Here is a 24,366-nt window from a genome sequence, read left to right as displayed (position 1 = left end):
GGCACTTCGCGGCCGACAAGCTCAATCAACGGGTGGGCAAGTAGGGCGCCTCACGGCTTGATGGCGATTTTCAGCACCCCGTCGCGCTGGTGCGAGAACAGGTCGTAGGCCTGCACGATGTCGTCCAGCCGGCGCTGGTGCGTGACCAGCGCGCCCAAGTCCAGACGGTTCGAGGCGATGACGTTCATCAGGCGGCGCATGCGCTCCTTGCCGCCGGGGCACAGCGCGGTGCGGATGGTGTGGTCGCCCAGGCCGGCGGCGAACTGCGCGATGGGGATGGACAGGTCCTCCGAATACACCCCCAGGCTGGACAGCGTGCCGCCGGGCCGCAGCACCTTCATGGCCTGCGCGAACGTGGCCTGGGTGCCCAGCGCCTCGATGGAGCTGTCCGCGCCCTTGCCGCCGGTGAGCTTCATCACCTCCTGCACCACGTCCACGTTGCGGAAGTTCAGCGTCACGTCGGCGCCCAGCTTCCTGGCAATGCCCAGGCGGTGATCGTTGCCGTCCACGGCGATGATGGTGGTGGCCCCCAGCAGGCGCGCGCCGGCCGTGGCGCACAGGCCGATGGGCCCCTGCGCGAACACCACCACGGTGTCGCCAATCTTGATGTTGGCGTTCTCCGCGCCCTTGAAGCCGGTGGACATGATGTCCGGGCACATCAGCACCTGCTCGTCGCTCAATCCGTCGGGAACCGGCGCCAGGTTGGCCTGCGCGTCCGGCACCAGCACGTATTCGGCCTGCGTGCCGTCGATCAGGTTGCCGAAGCGCCAGCCCGCCGTGGCCTTGTAGCCGTGGCAGCCGCACAGGCCGCGCGGCACCAGGTAGCTGCCGTCCTGCGAGGGCGCGCCGTCCTGCGCGGCATAGCTGTTGAAGTTGGGGCAGATGGCGCCGGCGATGACGCGCTGGCCTTCCTGGTAGCCCTGCACGGCGCTACCCAGCTTCTCGATCACGCCCACGGGCTCGTGGCCCACCGTCAGGCCCTTGGCCACGGGGTACTCGCCCTTGAGGATGTGCACGTCCGTGCCGCAGATGGTGGTGGTGGTGATGCGCACCAGCGCATCGTTGGGGCCCACGTCGGGAATCGGCTTGTCGGCCAGCTCGATGCGGCCCTTGTCGACGAAAACGGCGGCTTTCATCATGGCGGTCATGGGGGAGCTTTCCTTTCACGGCAAAGCTCCACCATACGCCTTAGGGGGCCACGGTGGGACCATGTCCGAGCGGCCTGCACAGGAATGCGGTCGAAGCGCCGCGCCCCCATCGAAATCAATGTGCCGCCCGGGTTTTCATGCACGCGGGCCGAGGCATGGCCGCTGGCGGCAGGCCGGCGATCGATGGCCAAAGTTATTTAGATGTAAAAAATTCAAACCTATAGGGGTTTGACCTGATGGCGGTCAATTTCGCCAAGGCAATAATCGAATTTCAAATTGATTTTTTATTTGAAATCTTTCCTTGCCCATGCCTCTGAGCCTCTTTTTTGGGTGTCGCGGTCAAGCTTCTGCGGTGGTAGGTCGCCACCTCGCGGCTGACCGACTCGTACAGGCGCTCCAGTTCCTCGAGCTGGCCGTGCATCTGCCGGGTTTGGGCGAGGAATTGCGGCATCGCCTCGGCGCCGCGCAGCAGCACTTTTTCCCGCAGGCGCGCATAGGCCTCGCACACTTCGATGCCCTGGGGCGTGCCGGCATAGAAAACCCCTTTGCGCGCGCTGCCGCTCTTGGTCACGAACCCGAGCTGCATCAGCTTGCGCAGCCCGTACTGCACGTTGGGCAGGTCGCTGCGGTTGATCATGTGCATCAACTCGCGCACCGTCTTGGGCTGGGCGTGCATGCAGATCACGTGCAGCATGGCGTTTTCGGCGCCCGACAGCTGCGCGCCCGTCACCGCGGCCAGGCACTCGCTTTGCCAGCGGGCAAACGATTCGGCCGTGCGCATCAGCGCGAACTCGAAGTCCGTCATTGCCACGCCGGTGCGGCTGCGCGCCAGATGCCAGAAATGGTCTTCGTCGGTGCGGGTGGGCTGCTCGGGTTCGGTGGTCGGCGTGGTCATGGCAAGTGCGCGCCGCAAATCAAGCCACGCGCGTGGCACCGAGCATAACAAGCCGTCATTTCATTCACCCCCCGCGGACAGAGCGCCGCTTTTCAATCAGGAGACCATCCCATGTCACAACCCGCATCGCAGCATCCGTTCTTGACTCATGACAAGTTCCTGCTGGCCACGTTCTCGTCCAACTGCTCGGGCGGGATGACGGTGTCCAAGCTGCCGGACCGCTGGCAGGCCACGATGGAAAACAACATCAAGCTGGCCAAGCTGCTGGACGACGCCGGCATCGACTTCATGCTGCCGATCGCCCGCTGGATCGGCTACGGCGGCGAGACCGACTTTCACGGCACGGTGCTGGAGACCATGACCTGGGCCGCCACCATCCTGGCGCACACCAAGCGCATCACGGCCTTCGCCACCATGCACACCGTGGCCAACCACCCGCTGGTGCTGGCCAAGCAGATTGCCACGCTGTCGCAGGCCAGCGGCGGGCGCATCGGCCTGAACATCGTTGCCGGCTGGAACAAGCCCGAGTACGAGGCGCTGGGCCTGACCCTGCCCGACGACCACGAGACCCGCTACGGCTACGCGCAGGAGTGGTTCGACTTCGTGCGCAAGCTCTGGAGCGCCGAGAAGCCCTTCGACTGGAGCGGCAAGTACTGGCAGACCAAGGGCAGCTACGGCTGGCCGCACCCGGTGGTGGCGCCGCCCATCGTCAACGCCGCCGGCTCGGGCCAGGGGCGGGACTTCGCCACCAGCAACGTCAACTTCCTGTTCACGCCCGCCATCGACCTGGCACGCTCCAAGGACGAAATCGTCCAGCTCAAGGAGCAGGCCAGCAGCAAGGGCCGCAAGGTCGGCGTGCTGACCTTCTCGCACGTGGTGTGCCGCCCGACCGAGGCCGAGGCCAAGGCCGAACTCAAGCGCCAGCTCGACAACGCCGACTGGGGCGCGGTGGACAACCTGGTGCGGCTGCAGTTTGCCCACGCGCAGAGTTTTCCGCACGACTTGCTGGCGCTCATCCGCGAGCGCATGGCCACGGGCCACGGCGGCTTTCCGCTGGTGGGCACGCCCGAGCAGGTGGCCGACGGCATCACGCAGCTGCACGAGGCGGGCTTTCGCGGCACCACGCTGTCGTTCCTCGACTACGTCAAGGAGTTTCCGTACTTCCGCGACACCGTGCTGCCGATCTTGTCGGCCCGCGGCATCCGCTGAGAGCGTTCGCCATGCTGCAACGCGCCATTCACCTTGTGGACAACAGCCCGCCCATGGCCAGCGCCGAAAGCTTTCGCACCGCCATGCGCGCGTTTGCCGGTTCGGTCTGCGTGCTGACGGCCGAAGGCCCCGATGGTCCGACTGGCTGCGTGGCCAGCTCGGTCAGCTCCTTCAGCGTGGCGCCGCCGGTGCTGATGCTGAGCCTGGCCGAAAGCAGCTCCACGGCGCGGGCCCTGCGCGTGGGCGGCTCTTTGGGCATCAGCCTGCTGGCGCCCGGGCAGGAGGCCGTGGCGCGGCGCTTTGCCGGTTTTTCCGGCATTCGCGGCGCGGCGCGCTACGAGGGGGCGCCGTGGGAATGGATGGCGCCGGGCGCCCAGGTGCTGGCCGGCGCCGTGGCCGGCTTCGGCTGCGCGGTCGAGGAAATCACGGCGCGCCACGGGCACCTGCTGGTGCTGGCCGCCGTGCGCTCGATGGCGCATCTTCATCCGGGCCGCGCGCCGCTGCTGTACTGGGACGGCGCCTATCGGGGCTGGCACCTGGATGACGGGCAGGCCACGGCAACTTGACCCAACACCATGCCGTCCATGACCGAGCAATTGTTCACCGAGGCCCGAACGGCCAATGCCTTTGTCGACCGGCCGCTGCCGCCGGACCTGGTGCAGCGGCTTTACGAGCTGATGAAATGGGGGCCCACGTCGGGCAACTGCTGCCCGGCGCGCCTGCTGTTCGTGCAAAGCCCCGAGGCCAAGGCGCGGCTGCTGCCCTGCATGTCCAAGGGCAACCAGGAAAAAACCCGGCAAGCCCCGGTAACGGTGCTGGTGGGCATGGACCTGGCTTTTCACGAGCGGCTGCCCGAGCTGTTTCCCCACGCCGATGCCCGCGCCTGGTTCACGGGCAACGACGCGCTGATCCGCGAGACCGCGCTGCGCAATTCGTCCTTGCAGGGGGCGTACCTGATATTGGCCGCCCGCGCGCTGGGCCTGGACTGCGGCCCGATGAGCGGCTTCGACCGCACCCGGCTGGACGCGGAATTCTGGGCCGGCACCCAGGTCACGACCAACTTCGTCTGCAACCTGGGCCATGCCGACCCCTCGGCCACGCAAAAGCGCCTGCCTCGGCTGGCGTTCGACGAGGCCTGCCGGGTGGTTTGAACGTCAGGACTGAGGCCGCTGAGCGCTCTTGGGCCGGAACGCCTTGCACACGGTCTCGTGCGTTTGCAGATACGGCCCGCCAATCAGGTCGATGCAGTAGGGCACGGCGGCGAAGATGCCGTGCACCTTGGGCTGGCCGCTGGCGTCCTTCAGGCCCTCCAGCGTCTCGGCAATGGCCTTGGGCTGGCCGGGCAGGTTGATGATCAGGCTTTGCTTGCGGATCACCGCCACCTGGCGGCTCAGGATGGCCGTGGGTACGAAGGCCAGGCTGATCTGGCGCATCTGCTCGCCAAAGCCGGGCATTTCTTTATCCGCAACGGCCAGCGTGGCCTCGGGCGTCACGTCGCGCGGCGCGGGGCCGGTGCCGCCGGTGGTCAGCACCAGCGCGCAGCCGGCGTCCACCAGCTCGATCAGGGTGCGGCTGATGGTCGCCTGCTCGTCGGGGATCAGGCGCGGCTCGAAGCGGGTCGGGTTTTGCAGCGCGCGGGTCAGCCAGTCCTGCAGCGCGGGCAGGCCCTTGTCCTCGTACACGCCGCTGGAGGCGCGGTCGCTGATGGAGACGATGCCGATGGTGATGGGGGCGAGGGCGGTCATTCGTTTGCCGTGGGCGTCTGTTCGTCGTCCGCCTGCTCGAGCGTGGCGCGAATCCATTGAAAAAGCTCGCGGTAGGCGCGGCCTTGCCTTGGGGCCTGGCCGGCGGGTGCGGGGGTGGCAGCGTCCTTGCGCGCCTGGCGCACCAGGGTGCGCAGTTGCTGCAGGTCGGTAGCGGCAAACTGCTGGGCCCAGTCGGTCAGCGCCGTGTCGCCCTCCAGCAGGCGATCGCGCCAGCGCTCGGCAGTGTGCAGGCGCAGCGTGTCGGCGGCCGAGCCGCGGCGCTGGGTGTCCAGCGCCTGGCGAATGGCCGCCACCTGCGCCTCGTCCAGTTGGCGCATCAGCTTGCCGACGAACTGGGCCTGGCGGCGCCGGCCTTCGAAGTCCTTGATGCGCGCCAGCTCGCCCAGGCCCTCGATCAGGCGCGCGGGCAAATCCAGCGGATCGCGCAGGTCGGCGCGCAGCTCCAGCAGTTGCTCGCCCAGCGCCTGTAGCTCGGCGCTTTGCGCCTTCAGCTCGGTCTTGCTGGGCGTATCGCCGCGCTGTTCGCGCTGCAGTTGCTCGTCGAGTTCGCTGCCTTCGGCGACGAACTGGCCGCGCACGAAGTAGCCTTTTTGGGGTTTGCGGGACATGCGTGAGTGAATCAAAAACAGCCCAGTATGATAGCCAGCACTATGGACGAATCTTCCAAGCCCCTGGCGGGCTTTTCTTATTCGCGGGCCCATTTCGAAGCGCTGGTGGACGCCGCCATCGCCCATGCCAAGAAGCTGGGCGCCACCGATGCCGGCGCAGAAGCCTCCGAGGGGCTGGGCCTGTCGGTGAGCGTGCGGCGCGGCGAGCTGGAGACGGTGGAGCAAAGCCGCGACAAGTCGCTGGGCGTGACGGTCTACCTGGGCCAGCGCCGCGGCAACGCCAGCACCTCCGACTTTTCGCGTGCCGCGCTGGAAAGCACGGTGCAGGCGGCCTACGACATCGCCCGCTTCACCGCCGAGGACCCGGCCGCCGGCCTGCCCGACGCGGGCGACATCGCCACCGAGCAGCGCGAGCTCGACCTGTTCCATCCCTGGGCCGTCGGCAGCGAGCAGGCGGCCGCCATGGCCCTGGCCTGCGAGCGCGCGGCCTTTGCGGTGGACCGCCGTATCACCAACAGCGAAGGCGCGGGCGTGTCCGCCGCGCAAAGCCACTTCTTCGCCGCGCACACGCACGGCTTTCGCGGCGGCTACGCCAGCTCGCGCCACAGCCTGTCGGTGGCGCCCATCGCCGGCAAGGGCGGTGACATGCAGCGCGACTACTGGTACAGCTCGATGCGCGACGCGCGCGCGTTGGCCGCCCCCGAGGCCGTGGGCCGCTACGCCGCCGAGCGCGCGCTCAGCCGGCTCAAGAGCCGGCGCCTGTCCACGCGCGAATGCCCGGTGCTGTTCGAGTCGCCGCTGGCCGCCGGCCTGCTGGGCCATTTCGTGCAGGCCATCAGCGGCGGCGCCCTGTACCGGCGCACCAGTTTCCTGCTCGATTCGCTGGGCCAGCCGGTGTTTCCCGAGCACATCGACGTCGTCGAGGACCCTTTCGTGCGCAGCGGCAAGGGCTCGTCGCCGTTCGACGACGAGGGCGTGCGCGTGCAGGCGCGCCAGGTGGTCGACGGCGGACGCGTGCAGGGCTATTTTCTGGGCACCTACTCGGCGCGCAAGCTGGGCATGAAGACCACAGGCAACGCCGGCGGCTCGCACAACCTGACGCTGCGCTCGCGCCGCACGCGCGCGGGCGACGACCTGGACGCCATGCTGCGCCAGCTGGGCACGGGCCTGTTCGTCACCGAGCTGATGGGGCAGGGCGTGAACTACGTCACCGGCGACTATTCGCGCGGGGCCAGCGGCTTCTGGGTGGAGCGCGGGCGAATCGCCTATCCGGTGCACGAGATCACCATCGCCGGCAACCTGCGCGACATGTTCCAGGACATCCAGGCCGTGGGCGCCGACGCCTACACCTTGGGCGCCAAGACCGTGGGCTCGGTGCTGATCGGACGCATGAAGCTGGCCGGCAGCTGACGCCCACCCGAGGGGCCGTCAGCGATCGCTGTTGCTGAGTCTGGAGCGTGGGTCCTGCGGCGGCGCGGGGTGGCGCTCGTGCTCGCGGCCACGCTCGACCGGGGGCGTGGGGCGCTCGGGCCGGGTGACTTCACGCGCAGGGCGCGGCGGTGGGGTCCATTCGGGGGGACGATGATGCTCTACCGGACGCTCGACCGGGGCCGGCCGTGGCGGTTGCCATGCGGGCGGCGCGGGCCGTGCCTGTGGGGCTGGTGGCGTCCACTCGGGCTGGCGTGGCGGCGGGCGCCGCTGGTCGATCGACGGGGTGTTGATCAGGCGATCGGCAGCGGCCGGGGGACGGTGCCCGGGGCGCGGGCCCTGAGCCGGCGACGGCTCGTAGGAGCCCAGGTTGTTGTGCACCGGCGGGCGAGGCGCCGTGAAGCCTGCCTGAGGCACCGGCGGCTGTGATGGAGCCGGCCGCTCGGCGTGGGCCGGTACGCGCGGCGGGCGCTCCGGCGGCGCCGCGGGGCGGCTGCCCTGCATCCAGCCCGGCGGCAGGTGGCTGCCGTCGCCGTAGCGTGGGTGGCGGCCGCCGCGCCAGTCGTCGCGGTCGAAGCCGCCCTGGGGCGCCACGCTGATGGCGCCGGGGCGGTGCTGAAAGAAGAAGCCGCCGCCTGGCGCCGGATCGGGCCCGCGCCCGTGCCCCCAGTCGTTGAGGCGATCGCGGTAGCGCTCGCTGGCGTGGTAGGGCGGGTGCCAGCGCTCGCCCGGCGCCAGCGGAAACCAGGCCATGCCCGGCCCGCCGGCACTCAGGCTCCAGCCGCTGCCGGCGCCGACGAACTGTACCAGCGCCGGCGCGTACACCGGACGGCGCACCACCGGCCCGGGCACCCAGGCCCAGCGCGGGCCGATCTGCGTCCAGCGGCCGTAGTGGAAGGGCGCGAAGCCCCAGGGCGCGTCGTCCACCCAGGTCCAGCCCCAGGGGTTGACCCAGACCCAGCGTCCGTCGCGGTAGGGCGCCCAGTCGGCCGCCGTGACGGCGGGGTACCAGACCGGGCCGTAGGTGGCGTCGTCGCTCCACTGCCCGTAGGCGTCGAGCTGGGCGTAGCCCGGCAGGTCGGGCGACACGTAGGCCATGGCCGGTGACTGGGCACGCTGCCGCTCGCGCGCGGCCACCCACTGGCCGAAGGCGTCGCGCGGCGGCGCGCTGGCGCTGCTCAGCACCGTCAGGTCGCGCCCGGCCAGCACGATCTGCTGGCCTGCGGCCACGGGCATGGACTGGCCGGCCTGGCCGTACAGCGTGGCGCCGCCGCTGCGCACGGTGACGCGGGTGATGTCGGTGGCGGCGTCGACGTCCAGCCGGTACTCGCCGGCCTGGGTGGTGACCAGGGCCAGTTGCGGCGTGTCCAGCTCCACCCGTTCGCCGGCGGGCGGCTGGCGTACGCGCAGCGAAGCCGAGCCGGCCGTCAGCGCCCACTGGGTGCGGGCGTCGTCGAGGGCGCTGGTGCCCAGGGCACCCGGGCCCTGCAGGCGCAATGCCAGCCAGCCGCCGTCCAGCTCGGCGCGGGCACCGGGGTCGAGCTGCAGCTGCGTGCCGGTGGTGACGGGCCAGTTGAGGCTGGCCGGGGCCCAGTCGGTGGGCGCGTCGGTGCCGATGCGCACCGCGCCCTCCAGCGCGCTGACGTAGGCCACGCGCGAGGGGGGGATCGGCCTGAGCCCAGGCCAGGGCGCTGGCGGCCAGCAGCAGCGTGGCGGTGAGTGCGCGGCCCCAGCACGGGCCGAAAGCGAAGCGATGCAGGATCATGGTGGCACGTCGGCAACGCAAAGCACGGGCTTTGCTGGTGTTGTCTTAACGTGCCAGCTGCGCTCTTGGTTTGCCCGGCACGGCAAAGATACGGGCCGAGCTGCTACCAGATGCAAGCAGGGGCAAGCGGGCGCGCTTACCTGGCCAGGGCCGCCTTGACCGCGCCGCTGACCGCGCCCATGTCGGCCTTGCCGGCCAGGCGGGCCTTGACGGCGGCCATCACCTTGCCCATGTCGCCCGGGCCGCTGGCGCCCAGCTCGGCCACGATGGCCGCGACCTCGCGGGTGATCTCGTCCGCCGACAGACGCGCCGGCAGGTAGGCCTGCAGCACGGTGATCTCGGCGCTTTCCTTGTCGGCCAGGTCCTGGCGGCCGGCCTGGGTGAAGGCGGCCACGCTGTCCTTGCGTTGCTTGATCAGCTTGTCGACGATGGCGATGACGGCCGTGTCATCCAGCACCACGCGCTCGTCCACTTCTTTTTGCTTGAGCGCGGCCTGCAGCAGGCGGATGGTGCCCAGGCGCTCGCTGTCGCGGGCGCGCATGGCGGTTTTCATGTCTTCGGTGATCTGGTCTTTCAGGCTCATGGTGAAAACTCCTTGCAGAAACGACAAAGGCTCGCCAAGCGTCCCCGGCGAGCCCTTGCATGGCGCCAAAAGCGCCGGCGAATCAGTACAGCTTCTTGGGTAGCTGCATGCTGCGCACGCGCTTGTGGTGGCGCTTGACGGCGGCGGCCTTCTTGCGCTTGCGCTCGGCGGTGGGCTTTTCGTAGAACTCGCGGGCGCGCAGGTCGGTCAGCAGGCCCAGCTTCTCGATGGTGCGCTTGAAGCGGCGCAGGGCGACGTCAAACGGCTCGTTTTCTTTTACGCGGATGGTGGTCATTCGAAGACAGTGTTTTCCGATGTGCGGCCAGAGGGTTCCAGGGAAGATCGGGCCCTGGCGCCATGCGCCGCGATGCGCCCCGCCTGTAACTAGTATTGGCCGGCAGGGCATTGCCAGCAAAGCCAAGCATTTTATTCGATTTTTTCAGGCGATGCCAGGGGTTCTGCCGGCCGGTGTTGGCGGGCGGCCAGCGCGTCGGCGCAGGCCGCCGCGCTGGCCCAGGCCCACTGGAAGTTGTAGCCGCCCAGCCAGCCGGTCACGTCCACCACCTCGCCGATGAAGTACAGGCCCGGCTGGCGCAGCGCCTCCAGGGTCTGCGAGGACAGCTCGCGCGTGTCCACCCCGCCCACGGTGACCTCGGCCTTGCGGTAGCCCTCGGTGCCGCTGGGCGTGATGGACCAGTGCTGCAGCGACTGGGCCAGTTGCGCCAGCGCCTTGTCCGAGGCTTCGTTGACGGGACGCTGCCAGGCGGCGTCGCGCAGCACCCAGGCTTCGGCCAGGCGCGCGGGCAGCCAAGTGGCGAGCTCGCGCGCGATCAGCCGGCGCGACCGGGCCTTGGCCGCGTGCAGCTCGGCGGACAGGTCGATGCCGGGCGCCAGGTCGATCTCGATGGGCGTGCCCGGCTGCCAGTAGCTGGAGATCTGCAGCACCGCCGGGCCCGACAGGCCGCGGTGGGTGAACAGCAGGTCCTCGTGAAAGCGCATGCGCTGGCGCCCGGCGCCGGTGGCGATCTCCACCGGCAGCGCCAGGCCGGCCAACGCCGCCCAGTCGCCGCCGTCGAAGGCGAGGCCGACCAGGCCGGGGCGAGTGTCGACGCACTTCAGCCCGAACTGCCGCGCCAGTCGCAGGCCGAAGTCGGTGGCGCCGATCCTGGGCACCGACAGGCCGCCGGTGGCGACGACCAGGGCGGGCGTCTCGATGACGCCTCGATCACTATGAATAACGTAGCTTATTGGGCATGATTCATGCGGGCCAGAGCCCGATTTTCCTTGAAATTCGACCCGCTCGACGGCGCACGGCTGCCAGCGCTCCACCTGTCCGCCGAATGCGGGCGCCGCCTCGCATTCGGCCAGCAGCAGCTCGATCAGGTCCTGCGCCGAGCGGTCGCAGAACATCTGGCCCTTGTGCTTTTCGTGAAAGCCGATGCCGTGGCGCGTCAGCAGCGCCATGAAGTCCTGCGGCGTGAAGCGCGCCAGCGCCGAGCGGCAGAAGTGCGGGTTGCGGCTGATGAAGTGGCGCTGCGGCGCGGCCGGGTCGAGCGCGCGGTTGGTGAAGTTGGCGCGCCCGCCGCCCGAGATGCGCACCTTCTCGGCCACGCGCGCGGCGTGGTCGATCAGCAGCACGCGCAGGCCGCGCTGGCCGGCGCGGGCGGCGCAAAACAGCCCGGCGGCGCCGGCGCCGATGATCACGGCGTCAGGGCGCTGCATGCGTTGCGCTGGGGGATTTCATGCGCCGATGATCGCATGCGGACGGCCAATGAAAAACGGCCGCCGGGGTGAGCCGGCGGCCGTTGGGAGAAGGGCCCAGGGTTGCGCGGGGGCGCAGCCCTGGCCTCCTGGCGTCAATAGACGTCGTGCTGGGTGTTGTAGACGTTGAACTTGCCGGTCGGGGTGACCAGCTTCGCGTCCTTGATCGTCGCCTTGCAGGTGCGGGTCTTGTCGTCGACCACCACGATGGCGGACTCCTTGTCCTTGGCGCTCCACACCGAGAACCAGACCTCGTCGCCCTTCTGGTTGTACTCGGGCTGCACCACGCGCTTGGCGCCGTCGTCCTTCAGGCCCGCGCAGGCAGCCACGTCGACGATCTGCGGCGGCTTGGACAGGTCCTTGATGTCGAACACGGCCACGCTCTGGCTGATCTTGGCGTCGGGGTTGAGCGTGGTGTCCACCCACAGGTTGCTGGACTTGGGGTGCGTCTTGATGAACAGCGAACCGCCGCCCTGGCCCTTGAGCGACTCGACCACCTTCCAGGCATTGGCCTTGTGGCCCTTGGGGTCGGTGCCGATGACGGCGATGCTCTCGTCACCCAGGCCCGAGGTGGCCCACACCGGACCGAACTTGGGATGGATGAAGTTGGCGCCGCGGCCCGGGTGCGGGATCTTGCCGACTTCGATCAGCGCGGCCATCTTGTCTTCCTTGGTGTCCACCACCGCGATCTTGTTGGACGAGTTGGCGGCGGTGAGGAAGTAGCGGCGCGTGCTGTCGAAACCGCCGTCGTGCAGGAACTTGGCGGCGTCCAGCTGCTTGAGCTTCAGGTTGGTCAGGTCGGTGTAGTCCACCATCCAGATCTTGCCCGTCTCCTTGGCGTTGACCAGGAACTCGGGCTTCTGGTGGCTGGCCACGATGGCGGCCACGCGCGGCTCGGGGTGGTACTCGTTGTCCACCGTCATGCCGCGGGTCGCCACGATCTTGCGCGGCTTGAGCGTGTCGCCGTCCATCAGCACGAACTGGGGCGGCCAGTAGGTGCCGGCAATGGCGATCTTGTCTTCCCAGCCCTTGAACTTGCTGGTCTCGACCGAGCGCGCCTCCAGGCCGACCTTCATCTCGGCCACGTTGTCGGGCTTTTCCATCCACAGGTCGATCAGGTTCAGGCGCGCGTCGCGGCCGATCACGTACAGGTAGCGCCCCGAGGCCGACAGGCGCGAGATGTGCACCGCGTAGCCGGTCTTGATGATGTTGATGATCTTCTTGGTGTCGCCGTCGATCAACGCCACCTCGCCCGCGTCACGCAGGGTGACGGAGAAGAGGTTGTTGAGGTTGTAGTTGTTCATCTTCTTGGTCGGGCGCTTGGCGACCGGGATGTACTCCTTGCGCGACTTCTCCATGTCCGCCAGCGAGAACTCGGGCGGCGTGGGAGGGTCTTGCTGCACGTAGCGCGCCATCAGGTCGACCGTTTTCTCGTCGAACTCGCCCGAGGTCAGCCAGTTGGGCATGCCGGCGGGCGAGCCGTAGCCGATGAAGACCTTGAGGTATTCGGTGCCCTTTTCGACCGTGATGTCGGGCGTCAGCGGCTTGCCGGTGGCACCCTTGCGCAGCACGCCGTGGCAGCCGGCGCAGCGCTCGAAGTAGATCTGGCGCGCGCGGTCGAACTCCTCCTGCGTCATCTTGGGCGCCTTGGGGTTGGAGGTCTGGTGCAGCTCCGCCCCGGCCGCGTAGGGCGCGGACTCGTACTGAGCCTGCGGGCTCTTGGTCGAGGTGGTGGGGCTGTCGGGCTTGGCGGGCTCGCCCGCTTGTTGGGCCATGGCGCCGAGCGCCAGGGAAGACACGGCCAGGGCCACGAGGCTCGCCAGCTTGCGGGTTCTCATGAATCAACTCCTTGATGTCGCCGCCGCCCATGGTCCAAACCCTGTTGGAAGGTTGCCCGTCGAGGGCGGTGGCGATGGGTTGCGACGGGCTTTTCCACATTATTCGGACGCTCGGCAGGGGCAAAGTTGATGTAAAGCAATGCGGCATCGGATTGGGGTTTTTACCGACGCATTCGACTGAATAATCGGCTAGCCAGCCACAGAGCGCGGCGGGCATTCCCATCCTTTTGCTGTTTCGATCCATGCGTTGCGACCCTCGCTTTCCCCATCATTTCCCGGCGTCCATCTGGGCGCGTCCCGTTCTGGGCGCCTGCGTGGCCCTGGCCTGCGCGTCCATGGCCACGGCCCAGGTGCCAGGCACCGACCGCCCAGCCGCCGCGCCGAGCCTGGGCGAGGTGGTGGTCAGGCAGGTGCGTGACGAGGGCGACTACGCCACGCGCGACGTGCTGCCGCTGTCGCACGACGTGATCGACACCGACGCCAAGGGCGGCGAGCAGGGCCGCACCCTGGGCGAGGCGCTGCAGGATTTGCCCAACGTCTCGGTGCGCGACGCGCCGGCGCGGCTGGCGGTGGGCGCGGCCTCGTCGTCCTTCGCGCGCGACGGCAACACCGGCATCAACATCCGCGGCCTGGGCGGCAACCGGGTGCTGATGACGGTGGACGGCGTGCGCCTGCCGCGCAGCTACGTGTCGCGCTCGGCCATCTTCGATCGCGAATACCTGTCGCTGGAGCAGTTCAAGCGCATCGAGGTGATCCGCGGCCCGGCCTCGGCCCTGTACGGCTCCGACGGCATGGCCGGCGTGGTCAACTTCGTCACCTACGACCCGCTGGATTTCCTGCTGGACGAAAGCGGCAAGCCCACCAAGGCGGTGGGCGGGCGCGTCGCGACGGGCTGGAGCGAGGACGACAACGGCTACTCGCTGGCCGGCACCGTGGCCGGCCGGGCCAGCGACAGCGTGCAGTGGCTGCTGAGCGCCAACCGGCGCACCTCGCACGAGTTGCAGACCATGGGCCGCAACGACCAGCCCAACGCCAACCGCACCACGGCCAACCCCCAGCACGACGGCGACACCGCCGTGCTGGGCAAGCTGGTGGTGCAGCCGAACAGCGCGCAGCGCCACGTCCTCACGCTCGAGCGCACCGAGCGCAACTCGACGGTGGACCTGCTGTCCAGCCGCGCGGTGCAGCCGTCCAAGCCGGGCGACGTGCTGAACGAGGACAGCCGCTACCAGGGCACGCGCGATCGCCTGAGCTGGGACGCGCGCTACGAGCTGGGCACGGCCTGGGCCGACCAGCTGCGCACCATCGTCGGCGTGCAGCGCACCGACTCGCGCCGCGTGGGCGAGAGCGACCTGTTCAGCGGCACGCACCGCGTGCGCGACAACTTCTACGGCGAGCGCGCCTGGCAGGCGGGCGCACGGGCCGAGAAGCTGCTGCGCCACGGCGACTGGACGCACCGCCTGACCTATGGCGCCGACTACGTGCGCAGCAACATCCGCAATTTGTACGACGGCGTGGCGCCGCTGCCGCCCGAGACGTTTCCGTTCAAGCGCTTTCCGGACACGCGCGAGACCTCGGCGGCGCTGTACCTGCAGGACGAATCGGTGGTCGGCGACTGGTCGCTCACGCCCGGGCTGCGGCTGGACCGCTTTGCCGTCGACGTGACCAGCCAGGAGGGCTACTTCCCGCCGTCCAAGGTGCCGGGCAAGTCGCTGTCGGGCTCGGCGGCGTCGCCCAAGCTGGGGGTGCTCTACCGCGCCACGCCGGCCTGGAGCGTGTACGGCCAGTACGCCGCGGGCTTTCGTCCGCCCGAGGCCGGCCAGCTCAACGACCAGTTCGAGTACCTGGCACCGCCCAACACGCGCGTGGTGATCCAGCCCAACCCCAACCTCAAGCCCGAGAAGAGCCGTGGCTTCGAGGTGGGCGTGCGCGGCCGGATGGAGAACCTGAGCCTGGACGTGGCGGCCTTCACCAACCGCTATTCCAACCTGATCGTGGACGCCGAGTTCGTGCGCGAAGTCGGCAACGAGCGGCAGTTCCAGTCCGTCAACATCCCGCGCGCGCGCATCCACGGCTTCGAGGTCAAGGGCCGCTACGACTGGGGCCGGGTGGCCGGCGGGCGCCTGCTCAACACCTTTGCCTTCGGCATGGCGCGTGGCACCAACAGCGACAGCGGCAAGCCCATCAACTCGATCGCCCCGGCGCTGCTGGCGCTGGGCCTGCGGTACGACACCGCCCAGTGGGGCTTTTCGGCCGACCTGCGCCACCACGCCGCCAAGAAGGCCAGGGACATCGACAGCGAGGCCATCATGGCGGCGCGCGCCGGCACCCAGTTCGCCACGCCGGCGGCCACCACGCTGGACGTGGGCGTGCAGTGGCGCCCGCGCAAGGACGTGCGCCTGAACGTGGGCGTGCGCAACCTGACCGACCGCAAGTACTGGCTGTGGCCCAGCGTCTACGGCGTGGCCGGCAGCTCGCCGGTCCGCGACGCCTACACCCAGCCGGGGCGCAGTGCCTACGTGTCGCTGGTGATGGATTTCTGAACCCGCCAAAGACACTGGCATCGCGGCGCGGCTTCTGGCACGATGGCGAGCGAAGTGCGTCTTTTCCCGGAGGTGACCGCCATGACCCCCATCGTCCACGTTCTGAAGTCCAAGAAGCAGGCCCCACTGGCCTCGCTGCCACCCACCGCCACGGTGCTGGACGCGCTCAAGCTGCTGGCCGAGCGCGAGATCGGCGCCGTGCTGATCATGCAGGGCGAGGCCCTGCTGGGCATCTTCACCGAGCGCGACTACGCGCGCAAGATCGCGCTCAAGGGCCAATCCTCGGCCGACACCCTGCTGGCCGACGTGATGACCTCGCGCCTGTACACCGTCGGCCCGCGCCAGACGGTGCAGGAATGCATGGGCATCATGACCAAGGCGCGCGTGCGCCACCTGCCCGTGGTCGACGCCGGCGGCGTGGTCGGCCTGGTGTCCATCGGCGACCTGGTCAACGCCCAGCTCGAGGAGCAGCGCTTCCACATCGCCCAGTTGGAGAGCTACATCGCCGGCAACATGAGCTGACCTGGCGTCAGACTTGGCGCCAGGCGGGGATAATCGCCCGCATGTCTTGGCTGGTCTTGGGGTTCGAGTCGTCCTGCGACGAAACGGGTGTGGCGCTGGTGCAGACGCGGGAGGGCGGCGCGCCGCCGCGCCTGCTGGCCCAGGCCCTGCATTCCCAGGTGGCGATGCATGCCGATTACGGCGGCGTGGTGCCCGAGCTGGCCAGCCGCGACCACATCCGCCGGGTGCTGCCGCTGACCCACGAGGTGCTGGCGCAGTCGGGCCGCGGTTTGGCCGAGGTGGACGTGGTGGCCTTCACGCGCGGGCCGGGACTGGCCGGCGCATTGCTGGTGGGCGCGGGCGTGGCCTGCGCGCTGGCGGCGGCGCTCGATCGCCCGGTGCTGGGCGTGCACCACCTGGAGGGGCATTTGCTGTCGCCCTTTCTCGGCGCCGATCCGCCCGAGTTTCCCTTTGTCGCCCTGCTGGTCAGTGGCGGCCACACGCAGCTGATGCGCGTGGATGGCGTGGGGCGCTACCGGTTGCTCGGCGAAACCATCGACGACGCCGCCGGCGAGGCCTTCGACAAGTCGGCCAAGCTGCTGGGCCTGGGCTACCCGGGCGGGCCGGCGCTGGCGCGGCTGGCCGACTTTGGCGACGCCACGGCCTACGCGCTGCCACGCCCGCTGCTGCACAGCGGCGATCTGAATTTCTCGTTTGCCGGCCTCAAGACGGCGGTGCTCACGCAGGCGCGCAAGCTGGAGGGCCTGCCCTGCGAGCAGCCGCGTGCCGACCTGGCGGCCAGCACGCAGGCGGCCATCGTCGAGGTGCTGGTCAAGAAGTCGCTCAAGGCGCTGGACGCGACCGGCCTGGATCGCCTGGTGGTGGCGGGCGGCGTGGGCGCCAACCAGCAGCTGCGCGCCGACCTGAACCGCGCCTGCGCCCGGCGGGGCGTGCGCGTGCATTACCCCGAGCTGGCCCTGTGCACCGACAACGGCGCCATGATCGCCCTGGCCGCCGCCATGCGCCTGCAGGCCGGCGCCGCGCAGCCCAGCCGCGACTACGCCTTCGACGTGCGGCCGCGCTGGCCGCTGGATGAATTGAACCCAATCTGAACCCAACCGGGTGACCGGACAGAGTAGGATGGGCGGTTTTTTCGCTCTTGCCCTGCCGCCATGGTGTTGTTGCAAACCATTCGTCGCCTAGCCCTCGTGGGCGCGGTGCTGGCGCTCGGCGCCTGCTCCACGCTGAACACCCCGCCGGCGCCGCTGATCGGCTACCAGCCCGAGGCGTTTAATTCCACCACCCACTCGCGCCACTTCGCCGCTCCGGCCGAGCGCACCTGCGAGGCCGCGCGCCGCGCGCTGCTGAGCCAGGGCTACGTGGTGACGGCCGCATCGGGCCAGGAGGTGACGGCGCGCAAATACTTCCAACCCGACGTCGAGCACCATGTGCAGCTGGAGTTTCGCGTCGTCTGCGCGCCCGAGGGGCTGGGCCAGCTGGCCAGCGTGGCCTTTGCCAGCGCGCTCAAGGACCAGTACGTGGTGCGCAAGGTCAAGGAGTCGGCCTCGCTGGGCGTGGGCGGCATCGGCTCGCTGTCGCTGCCGCTGGAAGGCAGCATGGATTCCATGGTCAAGATCGCCAGCGAGACGGTGTCGACGGCCGAGGTGTACGAGCGCCTGTTCAACCTGATGGGCGAATACCTGGGCGGCATGAGCCTGGCCGCGCCGCCGCGCGCGGTGCGGCCCAGCTGACGTTTCACTTTCCCAGGATTTGACATGATTGAACGCTTTTCACGGCGTACCCTGCTGGGCGCCACCCTTGCAGGCCTGGCGGCGCCCGCTGCCTGGGCCCAGGCCGGCGCCGCCGGCGAGCCCATCCGCCTGGCGCTGATCGAATCGCTCAGCGGCAACTTCGCCAACACCGGCGAGGCCGTGGCGCGCAACCTGGCCTGGGCCATCGAGCGCGTGAACGCGCGCGGCGGCGTCAAGACCGCCGCAGGCCCGCGGCTGCTGGCGCTGGAGCGCTTTGACAACAAGGGCCAGACCGAGGAGTCGCTGGCCATGCTGCGCGCGGCCATCGACAAGGGCTGCCGTATCGTCCTGCAGGGCAATTCGTCGGCCGTGGCGGCCGTGCTGATCGACGCCATCAACAAGCACAACCAGCGCGAGCCCGGGCGGCGCGTGGTGTTTCTCAACTACTCGGCGGTCGATCCCATACTGACCAACGAGCTGTGCAGCTTCTGGCACTTTCGCTTCGACGCCCATGCCGACATGCGCATGGCCGCGCTGATGAGCGTGATCCGCGAGGACCAGGCCTTGAAGAGCATCTACCTGATCGGGCAGGACTACAGCTTCGGCCAGGCCGTGCTGCGCGAGGCCCGGCGCCAGCTGGGCCAGCAGCGCCCGGACGTGGCCATCGTCGGCGATGAGTTGCACCCCGTGGGCCGCGTGAAGGACTTTTTGCCCTACGCCGCCAAGATCAAGGCCAGCGGCGCGCAGGCCGTGCTGACGGGCAACTGGGGGAACGACCTGACCCTGCTGGTCAAGGCCGCACGCGAGGTGGGCTTTGACGGGCGCTTCTACACCTTCTACGGCAACGCGCTGGGCGCGCCGGCCGCCATCGGCGAAGCCGGCGTGGGCAAGGTGGTGGCCGTGGCCGACTGGCTGCCCAACGTGCCCACGCCCGAGAGCGCGGCCTTCTACCAGGCCTTTCGCCAGCGCTTTCCCGACCCGCGCGACGACTACGTGCACCTGCGCATGCAGCTCATGATCGAGGCGCTGGCGCAGGCCATCGGGCGCGCCGGCAGTGCCGACGCGCTGGCCGTGGCGCGCCAGCTGGAGCACGCCGACGTCAGCCTGGCCGGGCGGCGTGGCCGCATGCGCGCCGAGGACCACCAGTTCCAGCAGCCGCTGGTGGTGGGCGTGATGGAGCGCCAGGGCGCGCCCGGCGTGCCCTTCGACGTGGAGGGCTCGGGCTACGGCTTTCGCGTGGTGCGCGAGATCGGTGCGGCACAGGCGGCGATGCCGAGCACCTGCAAGATGCTCAGGCCGTAGTCTCGCCCTCGATCAGCAGGCGCACGCGCCGCTGGCCCTGCCACTCGTCCAGCTCCAGCCGAAACGCCAGGTGCGCGCGGGCCGGCAGCGGCTCGGTGCGGCCGAACCACATACCGTCCACCGGCTCGCCCTGGTGGCGCAGCTTGAGCGCCAGGTGCCTGTCGGCCACAAGGCGCTGGCTCACCACCACCAATTCCTCGCTGAACACCGGCGCGGCAAAGCCCTGGCCCCACACAGCCTGCTGCAACTCCTCCGCCACGTCGGCGCGGCGGGCCTCGCGCGGCAGCGCGCCGTCGGTGGGCAGGCGCTGGGTCAGCGTGGCGGCGTCCAGCCACTCGGCCGCTACCTGCTGCAGGGCCTGCTCGAAGGTGTCGAACTGGTCCTGCTCGATGGTGCAGCCCGCCGCCATGGCGTGGCCGCCGAAGCGCAGCAGCACGCCGGGGTGGCGCTTGGCCACCAAATCCAGCGCGTCGCGCAGGTGAAAGCCGGCGATGGAGCGGCCCGAGCCTTTCAGCTCGTGCTCCTTGCCGGGCGCGCCGCTGGCGGCAAAGACGAAGGTGGGGCGGTGCCAGCGGTCCTTCAGGCGCGCGGCGACGATGCCGACCACGCCTTCGTGGAAGTCGGGGTCGAACACGGCCAGCGCTGGCGGGGGCTCGGCCTCGGGGTCGAGCAGCCCTTCGGCGATCTGCATGGCCTGCTCGCGCATGCCGCCTTCGATCTCGCGGCGCTCGCGGTTGATGGCGTCCAGCTGGCGCGCCAGTTCGTCGGCGCGCGCGGCGTCGTCGGTGGCCAGCAGCTCGATGCCCAGCGTCATGTCGGCCAGGCGGCCGGCGGCGTTGATGCGCGGGCCCAGCGCAAAGCCGAAGTCGAAGGTGCTGGCCTTGCGCGCGTCGCGTCCGGCCGCCGCGATGAGGGCCTGCACGCCCGCGGGCATCTGCCCGGCGCGGATGCGCTGCAGGCCCTGCGCCACCAGGCGGCGGTTGTTGGCGTCCAGCGGCACCACGTCGGCCACGGTGCCCAGGGCGACCAGGGGGAGCAGGGCATCGAGCTTGGGTTGTGTGGCCGCCGTGAAGACCCCGCGTGTGCGCAGCTCGGCGCGCAGCGCGAGCAGCACGTAGAACATGGCGCCCACGCCGGCCAGCGCCTTGCTCTCGAACGCGCAGCCGGGCTGGTTGGGGTTGACGATGACGTCCGCCTGCGGCAGCTCGGCACCAGGCAGGTGGTGGTCGGTCACCAGCACCTTCAGGCCCAGCGCGCGGGCGCGGGCCACGCCCTCGACGCTGGCGATGCCGTTGTCCACCGTGATGAGCACCTGCGCGCCGGTGGCGGCCACGCGTTCGGCGATGGGCGGCGTCAGGCCGTAGCCGTCGACCACGCGGTTGGGCACCAGGTAGCCCACGTGCGCGGCGCCCAGCGCGCGCAGTCCGCGCAGGGCGACGGCGCAGGCGGTGGCGCCGTCGCAGTCGTAGTCGGCCACGATGCACAGCTGCTGGCCGGCGGCGATGGCGTCGGCCAGCAGCGTGGCGGCCTGGGCTGTGCCCTTCAGGCCGGCGGGGGGCAGCAGGCGCGCCAGGGCCGGGTCCAGTTCGTCGGCCGCTTGCACGCCGCGGGCCGCGTACAGGCGCGCCAGCAGCGGGTGGATGCCGGCCTGCTCCAGCGCCCAGGCGCTGCGCGGGGGAACGTCGCGTACTTCAAATTTCATAGCTGGTTGCGCAGATGGGACGCGCGCAAGGGGTGCATTTTGTTCAAAAAGCTCGGTATCAGACCGTGCACGCTGGCCAGCGTGAGCGCGCGGCGCGCGCCGCACAGCGTCAGCGCTACCTTTGCGCCGGCGCGCTGCGCGGCCCGCAGCGGCGCCAGCGCCTCGCCGTCGAGGGCCTGCCAGGCGCGGACGTAGTCGGCGGTGCTGGCCGGCGGCGCCTGCAGGCGGGTGTCGGTGCGCACGCCGGGCCTGGGTGGCACGGGGGCGTCCAGCACGCCGGCGCCTTCGATCCACACGGCGTTGACCGGGTAGCGCCGCGCCGCCTCGCGGGCGTCGTTGACGGGCTGCTGGTACAGCAGCATCTCCAGCTCGCCCTGCAGGCGGCGCAGGCGCGTGCCCTGCGCGGCGTCGGGCGCGGCCGTCAGCAGCTCGGGCGTCAGCGGCTGCTGCAGCGCGCGCGCCATCGACGCCGTGCTCAGTCCGCGCAGCAGCTCGCCCTGGGCCAGCCAGCGGTCGGGCGCGACGTAGCGCAGCGTGAGGCCTTCGTCCTGCAGCAGCGGCTGCAGCGCGGCCAGCAGGGCGCGCGACTCGGCCTCGCCCAGCGCCAGCTCGCCGGGCTCCAGCAGGCTGACCTGGTCCATGCCCACCTGCCAGTGGCAGGGCCGCAGCCAGGCGCAGGGCGCGCCCACGGTGCCGGTGTCGAACGCCGCCCAGGCGACGCGGCCGGGCTCGCCGGGCAGGCCGTGGGCGCGCGCCAGCGCCTGCTCGAAGGGGGTGGCCGGGCTGTCCTCGTCCACCTCGAGCGTGGCCTGCAGGCGCATGCGGGCCAGCAGGGCCTGCAGATGGGGCAGCGGGGGCAGTTCGGGCAGCGACCCGGCGGGGGCGCCTGGGGGCAGGGCGGTGTCGGCGATCAGCAGGTGCAGCGGCTCGGCGGTGGCAGGCATGCCCCGATTGTCCGGGATGCCACAATGCCGGGCCGCCGCTCGCGGCGGATTCACCACCTTGCCCGATGTCTCTTGCCGATCGCCTGTCGTTTGAAACCCTGCTGGGCTGGCGCTACACCCGCGCCGGGCGTGCGGCGCGGCGCAACGGCTTCATCTCCTTCATCTCGGGCGCGTCGATGCTGGGCATTGCCCTGGGCGTGGCGGCGCTGATCGTGGTGCTGTCGGTGATGAACGGCTTTCGCAAGGACGTGACCGACCGCATGCTCAGCATCATCTCCGACGTGGAGGTGTTCGCCCCCGACGGCGGCGCGCTGCTGGAGCCGGCGCTGACCCTGGCCGAGGTGCGCAAGAACCCGCAGGTGGTCGGCGCCGCGCCCTACGTGGGTGCGCAGGGCCTGCTGGCACGCGGCGAGGCCATGCAGGGCGTGATGGTGCGCGGCATCGACCCCGCGCTGGAGCCGCAGGTGACCGAGGTGGCGGCGCAGATCAAGGACACGCTGCTGCCCCGGCTCACGCCAGGCAGCTTCGGCATCCTGCTGGGCAACGACCTGGCGCGCAAGCTGGGCGTGATGACGGGCGACACGGTGACGCTGATCGCGCCCAGCGGCCAGGTCACGCCCGCGGGCGTGGTGCCGCGCCTGAAGCAGATGACGGTGCTGGGCACCTTCAGCAGCGGCCACTACGAGTACGACTCGGCGCTGGCCATGCTCAACATCGAGGACGCCGAGCGCATCTTCCGCCTGGAAGGCCCCACCGGCGTGCGCCTGAAGCTGCGCGACAAGGACCAGGCGCGCGCCGTGGCCGACCAGCTGGCGGCCAGCCTGAGCGGCAACCTGCTGATCCTGGACTGGACGCGCCAGAACCGCACCTGGTTCTCGGCCGTGCAGCTGGAAAAACGCATGATGTTCATCATCCTCACGCTGATCGTGGCGGTGGCCGCCTTCAACCTGGTCAGCACCCTGGTGATGACGGTGCAGGACAAGCGCGCCGACATCGCCATCCTGCGCACGCTGGGCGCCAGTCCGGCCAGCATCATGAAAATTTTTATCGTGCAGGGCGCGCTGGTGGGTGTGATCGGCACGCTGGCCGGCCTGGCTCTGGGGCTGCTGATCGCCTTCAACATCGACGTCATCGTGCCCTTTCTGGAGCGGCTGTTTCACGCCAGCTTTCTGCCCAAGGACGTGTACCTGATCAGCAAGATGCCCAGCGATCCGCAGGCCGGCGACATCGTGCCGATCGCGCTGATCTCGCTGCTGCTGTCCTTCGTGGCGACGATCTATCCGAGCTGGCGCGCCAGCCGCGTCAATCCGGCTGAGGCGCTTCGCTATGAATAAAATAGCTGATGGCGCTCATCCAGAGGGCGCGGGGGCCGTGCTGGAGGCCGAAAACCTGAGCAAGCGCTTTCACGAGGGCCCGCTGGACGTCACCGTGCTGCAGGGGGTGGATTTGCGCGTGCGCGCCGGCGAGACGCTGGCCATCGTCGGCCAGTCGGGCTCGGGCAAGAGCACGCTGCTGCACCTGCTGGGCGGGCTGGACGCGCCCACCGGCGGGCGCGTGCGGCTGGCAGGGCAGGACCTGGCCGGCCTGTCGCCTGCGGCGCAGGGCGCGCTGCGCAACCGGCACCTGGGCTTCGTCTACCAGTTTCACCACCTGCTGCCCGAGTTCACAGCGCTCGAGAACGTGGCCATGCCGCTGTGGATCCGCCGCCTGGATCGCCGGCAGGCCGCGCAGCAGGCCGCGCGGATCCTGGCGCAGGTGGGTCTGGCCGAGCGCGCCCAGCACCGCCCGTCCGAGCTGTCGGGCGGCGAGCGCCAGCGCGTGGCCATCGCGCGCGCCCTGGTCACGCAGCCGGCCTGCGTGCTGGCCGACGAGCCCACCGGCAACCTGGACCGCGCCACGGCCGACGCGGTGTTCGCGCTGATGCTGCAACTAGCCGCCCAGCACGGCACGGCCTTCGTGCTGGTGACGCACGACGAGCAGCTGGCGGCGCGCTGCGGGCGCGCGCTGCGGCTGGCGCAGGGGCGGCTGGGGTGAGAGGCGGCCGGCGTTGGTTGTGCCGCTGTTGTTTGATGCGTTGTTTGGCTTTGGATGCTTCAGCTGGCCGGGATATGCGCCCGGCGGCGCACCTACTTTCTTTTGCGTCGCCAAAAGAAAGTAGGCAAAGGTCGGTATCGGGGTTCGCTCACTTCGCGCAGCGAAGTTACGCGAACACAAAAGGCGACCCCAAGTCTGCGACCCCTGCGCTTCGCTCCGGGGCAAACCTGCGTCACAGCGTTTGCGGGGTGCGCGGTGGAACTCGCTACGCGCCAAGGTGCTTCGCTCAGACAACCCCCGCGAGTCAGAGCACGAACGCGTGCATCCTGCGGTGCACGCGCCACCCCGCAAACGCTGCGCCGCAGGCGCAGCCACAGGGGGTTGAAAACCACACGGGCCATCGCTGCGCTCGACCCCGGTTTCGCTGTTTGTCGAGGCCGAGCGCAGCGATGGCCCGAATGGGGTTCTCCCACCCCTCTGGCCGTGCCGAGAAGCGCAGGGCGTGGGGCGGGCATGGGCAGCGCAGCATGCCCATGCTTCGTGCTCTGACTTGCTGCGGTTGTCTGAGCGAAGTGCGCCAGCGCGCAG

Annotated in this window: 22 protein-coding genes; 11 read left to right on the top strand and 11 right to left on the bottom strand. The window is 69.9% G+C overall.

The features are described 5' to 3' along the window. Positions 1-50: 50 nt before the first annotated feature. Both H6927_13680 and H6927_13675 read right to left on the bottom strand, forming a co-directional pair. Entirely contained in the window at positions 51-1,148 is a 1,098-nt protein-coding gene (locus tag H6927_13680; GenBank protein MCP5219147.1) for an NAD(P)-dependent alcohol dehydrogenase, read from the bottom strand. Positions 1,149-1,419: 271 nt separating this feature from the next. Beyond that, complete coding sequence (locus H6927_13675; protein ID MCP5219146.1) at positions 1,420-2,043, bottom strand: winged helix DNA-binding protein; 624 nt, start codon at positions 2,041-2,043, stop codon at positions 1,420-1,422. Between the two features lie 111 nt (positions 2,044-2,154). Between H6927_13675 and H6927_13670 the strand changes: the two genes are divergently transcribed. From H6927_13670 to H6927_13660, 3 genes are read left to right on the top strand one after another with little or no spacing between them, the layout of a single operon-like run. Further along, positions 2,155-3,252, top strand: a complete 1,098-nt coding sequence (locus tag H6927_13670) for an LLM class flavin-dependent oxidoreductase (GenBank protein MCP5219145.1) — start codon at positions 2,155-2,157, stop codon at positions 3,250-3,252. An 11-nt stretch (positions 3,253-3,263) separates the two neighbouring features. Beyond that, positions 3,264-3,818, top strand: a complete 555-nt coding sequence (locus tag H6927_13665; GenBank protein ID MCP5219144.1) for a flavin reductase — start codon at positions 3,264-3,266, stop codon at positions 3,816-3,818. 9 nt (positions 3,819-3,827) lie between these two features. After that, on the top strand, positions 3,828-4,403 hold the full coding sequence (locus H6927_13660) for a malonic semialdehyde reductase (GenBank protein ID MCP5219143.1): 576 nt from the start codon (positions 3,828-3,830) through the stop codon (positions 4,401-4,403). Positions 4,404-4,406: 3 nt separating this feature from the next. Here the strand turns inward: H6927_13660 and mog are convergent, their stop codons facing one another. Beyond that, positions 4,407-4,997 carry a molybdopterin adenylyltransferase gene (mog, locus tag H6927_13655; protein ID MCP5219142.1) on the bottom strand — a complete coding sequence of 197 codons (591 nt, stop codon included), beginning with the start codon at positions 4,995-4,997 and terminating at the stop codon, positions 4,407-4,409. Further along, positions 4,994-5,626: a DUF615 domain-containing protein gene (locus H6927_13650; GenBank protein MCP5219141.1), complete on the bottom strand. Its 633-nt coding sequence runs from the start codon at positions 5,624-5,626 to the stop codon at positions 4,994-4,996. The genes mog and H6927_13650 overlap by 4 nt, the downstream gene beginning before the upstream one ends. Positions 5,627-5,668: 42 nt before the next feature. Here H6927_13650 and pmbA point away from each other — a divergent pair, with 42 nt between their 5' ends. Next, complete coding sequence (gene pmbA / locus H6927_13645) at positions 5,669-7,036, top strand: metalloprotease PmbA (GenBank protein ID MCP5219140.1); 1,368 nt, start codon at positions 5,669-5,671, stop codon at positions 7,034-7,036. A gap of 18 nt (positions 7,037-7,054) precedes the next feature. Here pmbA and H6927_13640 read toward each other — a convergent pair whose 3' ends face one another. The 5 genes from H6927_13640 to H6927_13620 form a co-directional block, all read right to left on the bottom strand. Further along, positions 7,055-8,707: a hypothetical protein gene (locus H6927_13640; GenBank protein MCP5219139.1), complete on the bottom strand. Its 1,653-nt coding sequence runs from the start codon at positions 8,705-8,707 to the stop codon at positions 7,055-7,057. 248 nt (positions 8,708-8,955) lie between these two features. Beyond that, on the bottom strand, positions 8,956-9,402 hold the full coding sequence (locus H6927_13635; protein ID MCP5219138.1) for a GatB/YqeY domain-containing protein: 447 nt from the start codon (positions 9,400-9,402) through the stop codon (positions 8,956-8,958). A gap of 82 nt (positions 9,403-9,484) precedes the next feature. Next, the gene (locus H6927_13630; protein ID MCP5219137.1) at positions 9,485-9,697 is read right to left on the bottom strand and encodes a 30S ribosomal protein S21; all 213 of its coding nucleotides are present in this window, start codon (positions 9,695-9,697) and stop codon (positions 9,485-9,487) included. 131 nt (positions 9,698-9,828) lie between these two features. Then, positions 9,829-11,124: an NAD(P)/FAD-dependent oxidoreductase gene (locus H6927_13625; GenBank protein MCP5219136.1), complete on the bottom strand. Its 1,296-nt coding sequence runs from the start codon at positions 11,122-11,124 to the stop codon at positions 9,829-9,831. Between the two features lie 134 nt (positions 11,125-11,258). After that, complete coding sequence (locus tag H6927_13620) at positions 11,259-13,001, bottom strand: c-type cytochrome (GenBank protein ID MCP5219135.1); 1,743 nt, start codon at positions 12,999-13,001, stop codon at positions 11,259-11,261. Between the two features lie 242 nt (positions 13,002-13,243). Between H6927_13620 and H6927_13615 the strand changes: the two genes are divergently transcribed. The 5 genes from H6927_13615 to H6927_13595 all read left to right on the top strand — a co-directional run bounded on the left by H6927_13615 (position 13,244) and on the right by H6927_13595 (position 19,098). Further along, positions 13,244-15,544 (top strand): TonB-dependent hemoglobin/transferrin/lactoferrin family receptor, encoded by a 2,301-nt coding sequence (locus H6927_13615; protein ID MCP5219134.1) that lies wholly within the window; start codon positions 13,244-13,246, stop codon positions 15,542-15,544. Between the two features lie 81 nt (positions 15,545-15,625). After that, positions 15,626-16,066 (top strand): CBS domain-containing protein, encoded by a 441-nt coding sequence (locus H6927_13610; protein MCP5219133.1) that lies wholly within the window; start codon positions 15,626-15,628, stop codon positions 16,064-16,066. A gap of 41 nt (positions 16,067-16,107) precedes the next feature. Further along, on the top strand, positions 16,108-17,157 hold the full coding sequence (gene tsaD, locus H6927_13605) for a tRNA (adenosine(37)-N6)-threonylcarbamoyltransferase complex transferase subunit TsaD (GenBank protein MCP5219132.1): 1,050 nt from the start codon (positions 16,108-16,110) through the stop codon (positions 17,155-17,157). A 60-nt stretch (positions 17,158-17,217) separates the two neighbouring features. After that, entirely contained in the window at positions 17,218-17,796 is a 579-nt protein-coding gene (locus tag H6927_13600) for a DUF2242 domain-containing protein (protein ID MCP5219131.1), read from the top strand. Positions 17,797-17,820: 24 nt separating this feature from the next. Further along, positions 17,821-19,098, top strand: a complete 1,278-nt coding sequence (locus tag H6927_13595; GenBank protein ID MCP5219130.1) for a branched-chain amino acid ABC transporter substrate-binding protein — start codon at positions 17,821-17,823, stop codon at positions 19,096-19,098. Here the strand turns inward: H6927_13595 and recJ are convergent. Beyond that, positions 19,088-20,800, bottom strand: a complete 1,713-nt coding sequence (gene recJ, locus H6927_13590) for a single-stranded-DNA-specific exonuclease RecJ (GenBank protein MCP5219129.1) — start codon at positions 20,798-20,800, stop codon at positions 19,088-19,090. The two genes, H6927_13595 and recJ, sit on opposite strands and share 11 nt — an antisense overlap. After that, the gene (locus tag H6927_13585; protein MCP5219128.1) at positions 20,797-21,744 is read right to left on the bottom strand and encodes a phosphoglycerate mutase; all 948 of its coding nucleotides are present in this window, start codon (positions 21,742-21,744) and stop codon (positions 20,797-20,799) included. Before H6927_13585 ends, recJ begins: the two co-directional genes overlap by 4 nt. A gap of 65 nt (positions 21,745-21,809) precedes the next feature. Here H6927_13585 and H6927_13580 point away from each other — a divergent pair, with 65 nt between their 5' ends. Together H6927_13580 and lolD are read left to right on the top strand one after the other, a co-directional pair. Next, positions 21,810-23,078 carry a lipoprotein-releasing ABC transporter permease subunit gene (locus H6927_13580; protein ID MCP5219127.1) on the top strand — a complete coding sequence of 423 codons (1,269 nt, stop codon included), beginning with the start codon at positions 21,810-21,812 and terminating at the stop codon, positions 23,076-23,078. Beyond that, the gene (gene lolD, locus H6927_13575) at positions 23,071-23,778 is read left to right on the top strand and encodes a lipoprotein-releasing ABC transporter ATP-binding protein LolD (GenBank protein MCP5219126.1); all 708 of its coding nucleotides are present in this window, start codon (positions 23,071-23,073) and stop codon (positions 23,776-23,778) included. Before H6927_13580 ends, lolD begins: the two co-directional genes overlap by 8 nt. The last annotated feature ends 588 nt before the right edge of the window (positions 23,779-24,366 follow it).

The organism is Burkholderiaceae bacterium (assembly GCA_024235995.1).
Taxonomy (GTDB): Bacteria; Pseudomonadota; Gammaproteobacteria; order Burkholderiales; family Burkholderiaceae_C; genus Ottowia.
This window is presented reverse-complemented; position numbering and strand designations above follow the sequence as displayed.

What these genes read in the sequence shown, in the direction of transcription:
- H6927_13680 (MCP5219147.1), bottom strand. Translation starts at nt 1,148, where the DNA reads ATGACCGCCATGATGAAAGCCGCCGTTTTCGTCGACAAGGGCCGCATC.
- H6927_13675 (MCP5219146.1), bottom strand. Translation starts at nt 2,043, where the DNA reads ATGACCACGCCGACCACCGAACCCGAGCAGCCCACCCGCACCGACGAA.
- H6927_13670 (MCP5219145.1), top strand. Translation starts at nt 2,155, where the DNA reads ATGTCACAACCCGCATCGCAGCATCCGTTCTTGACTCATGACAAGTTC.
- H6927_13665 (MCP5219144.1), top strand. Translation starts at nt 3,264, where the DNA reads ATGCTGCAACGCGCCATTCACCTTGTGGACAACAGCCCGCCCATGGCC.
- H6927_13660 (MCP5219143.1), top strand. Translation starts at nt 3,828, where the DNA reads ATGCCGTCCATGACCGAGCAATTGTTCACCGAGGCCCGAACGGCCAAT.
- mog (MCP5219142.1), bottom strand. Translation starts at nt 4,997, where the DNA reads ATGACCGCCCTCGCCCCCATCACCATCGGCATCGTCTCCATCAGCGAC.
- H6927_13650 (MCP5219141.1), bottom strand. Translation starts at nt 5,626, where the DNA reads ATGTCCCGCAAACCCCAAAAAGGCTACTTCGTGCGCGGCCAGTTCGTC.
- pmbA (MCP5219140.1), top strand. Translation starts at nt 5,669, where the DNA reads ATGGACGAATCTTCCAAGCCCCTGGCGGGCTTTTCTTATTCGCGGGCC.
- H6927_13635 (MCP5219138.1), bottom strand. Translation starts at nt 9,402, where the DNA reads ATGAGCCTGAAAGACCAGATCACCGAAGACATGAAAACCGCCATGCGC.
- H6927_13630 (MCP5219137.1), bottom strand. Translation starts at nt 9,697, where the DNA reads ATGACCACCATCCGCGTAAAAGAAAACGAGCCGTTTGACGTCGCCCTG.
- H6927_13625 (MCP5219136.1), bottom strand. Translation starts at nt 11,124, where the DNA reads ATGCAGCGCCCTGACGCCGTGATCATCGGCGCCGGCGCCGCCGGGCTG.
- H6927_13620 (MCP5219135.1), bottom strand. Translation starts at nt 13,001, where the DNA reads ATGAGAACCCGCAAGCTGGCGAGCCTCGTGGCCCTGGCCGTGTCTTCC.
- H6927_13615 (MCP5219134.1), top strand. Translation starts at nt 13,244, where the DNA reads ATGCGTTGCGACCCTCGCTTTCCCCATCATTTCCCGGCGTCCATCTGG.
- H6927_13610 (MCP5219133.1), top strand. Translation starts at nt 15,626, where the DNA reads ATGACCCCCATCGTCCACGTTCTGAAGTCCAAGAAGCAGGCCCCACTG.
- tsaD (MCP5219132.1), top strand. Translation starts at nt 16,108, where the DNA reads ATGTCTTGGCTGGTCTTGGGGTTCGAGTCGTCCTGCGACGAAACGGGT.
- H6927_13600 (MCP5219131.1), top strand. Translation starts at nt 17,218, where the DNA reads ATGGTGTTGTTGCAAACCATTCGTCGCCTAGCCCTCGTGGGCGCGGTG.
- H6927_13595 (MCP5219130.1), top strand. Translation starts at nt 17,821, where the DNA reads ATGATTGAACGCTTTTCACGGCGTACCCTGCTGGGCGCCACCCTTGCA.
- recJ (MCP5219129.1), bottom strand. Translation starts at nt 20,800, where the DNA reads ATGAAATTTGAAGTACGCGACGTTCCCCCGCGCAGCGCCTGGGCGCTG.
- H6927_13585 (MCP5219128.1), bottom strand. Translation starts at nt 21,744, where the DNA reads ATGCCTGCCACCGCCGAGCCGCTGCACCTGCTGATCGCCGACACCGCC.
- H6927_13580 (MCP5219127.1), top strand. Translation starts at nt 21,810, where the DNA reads ATGTCTCTTGCCGATCGCCTGTCGTTTGAAACCCTGCTGGGCTGGCGC.
- lolD (MCP5219126.1), top strand. Translation starts at nt 23,071, where the DNA reads ATGAATAAAATAGCTGATGGCGCTCATCCAGAGGGCGCGGGGGCCGTG.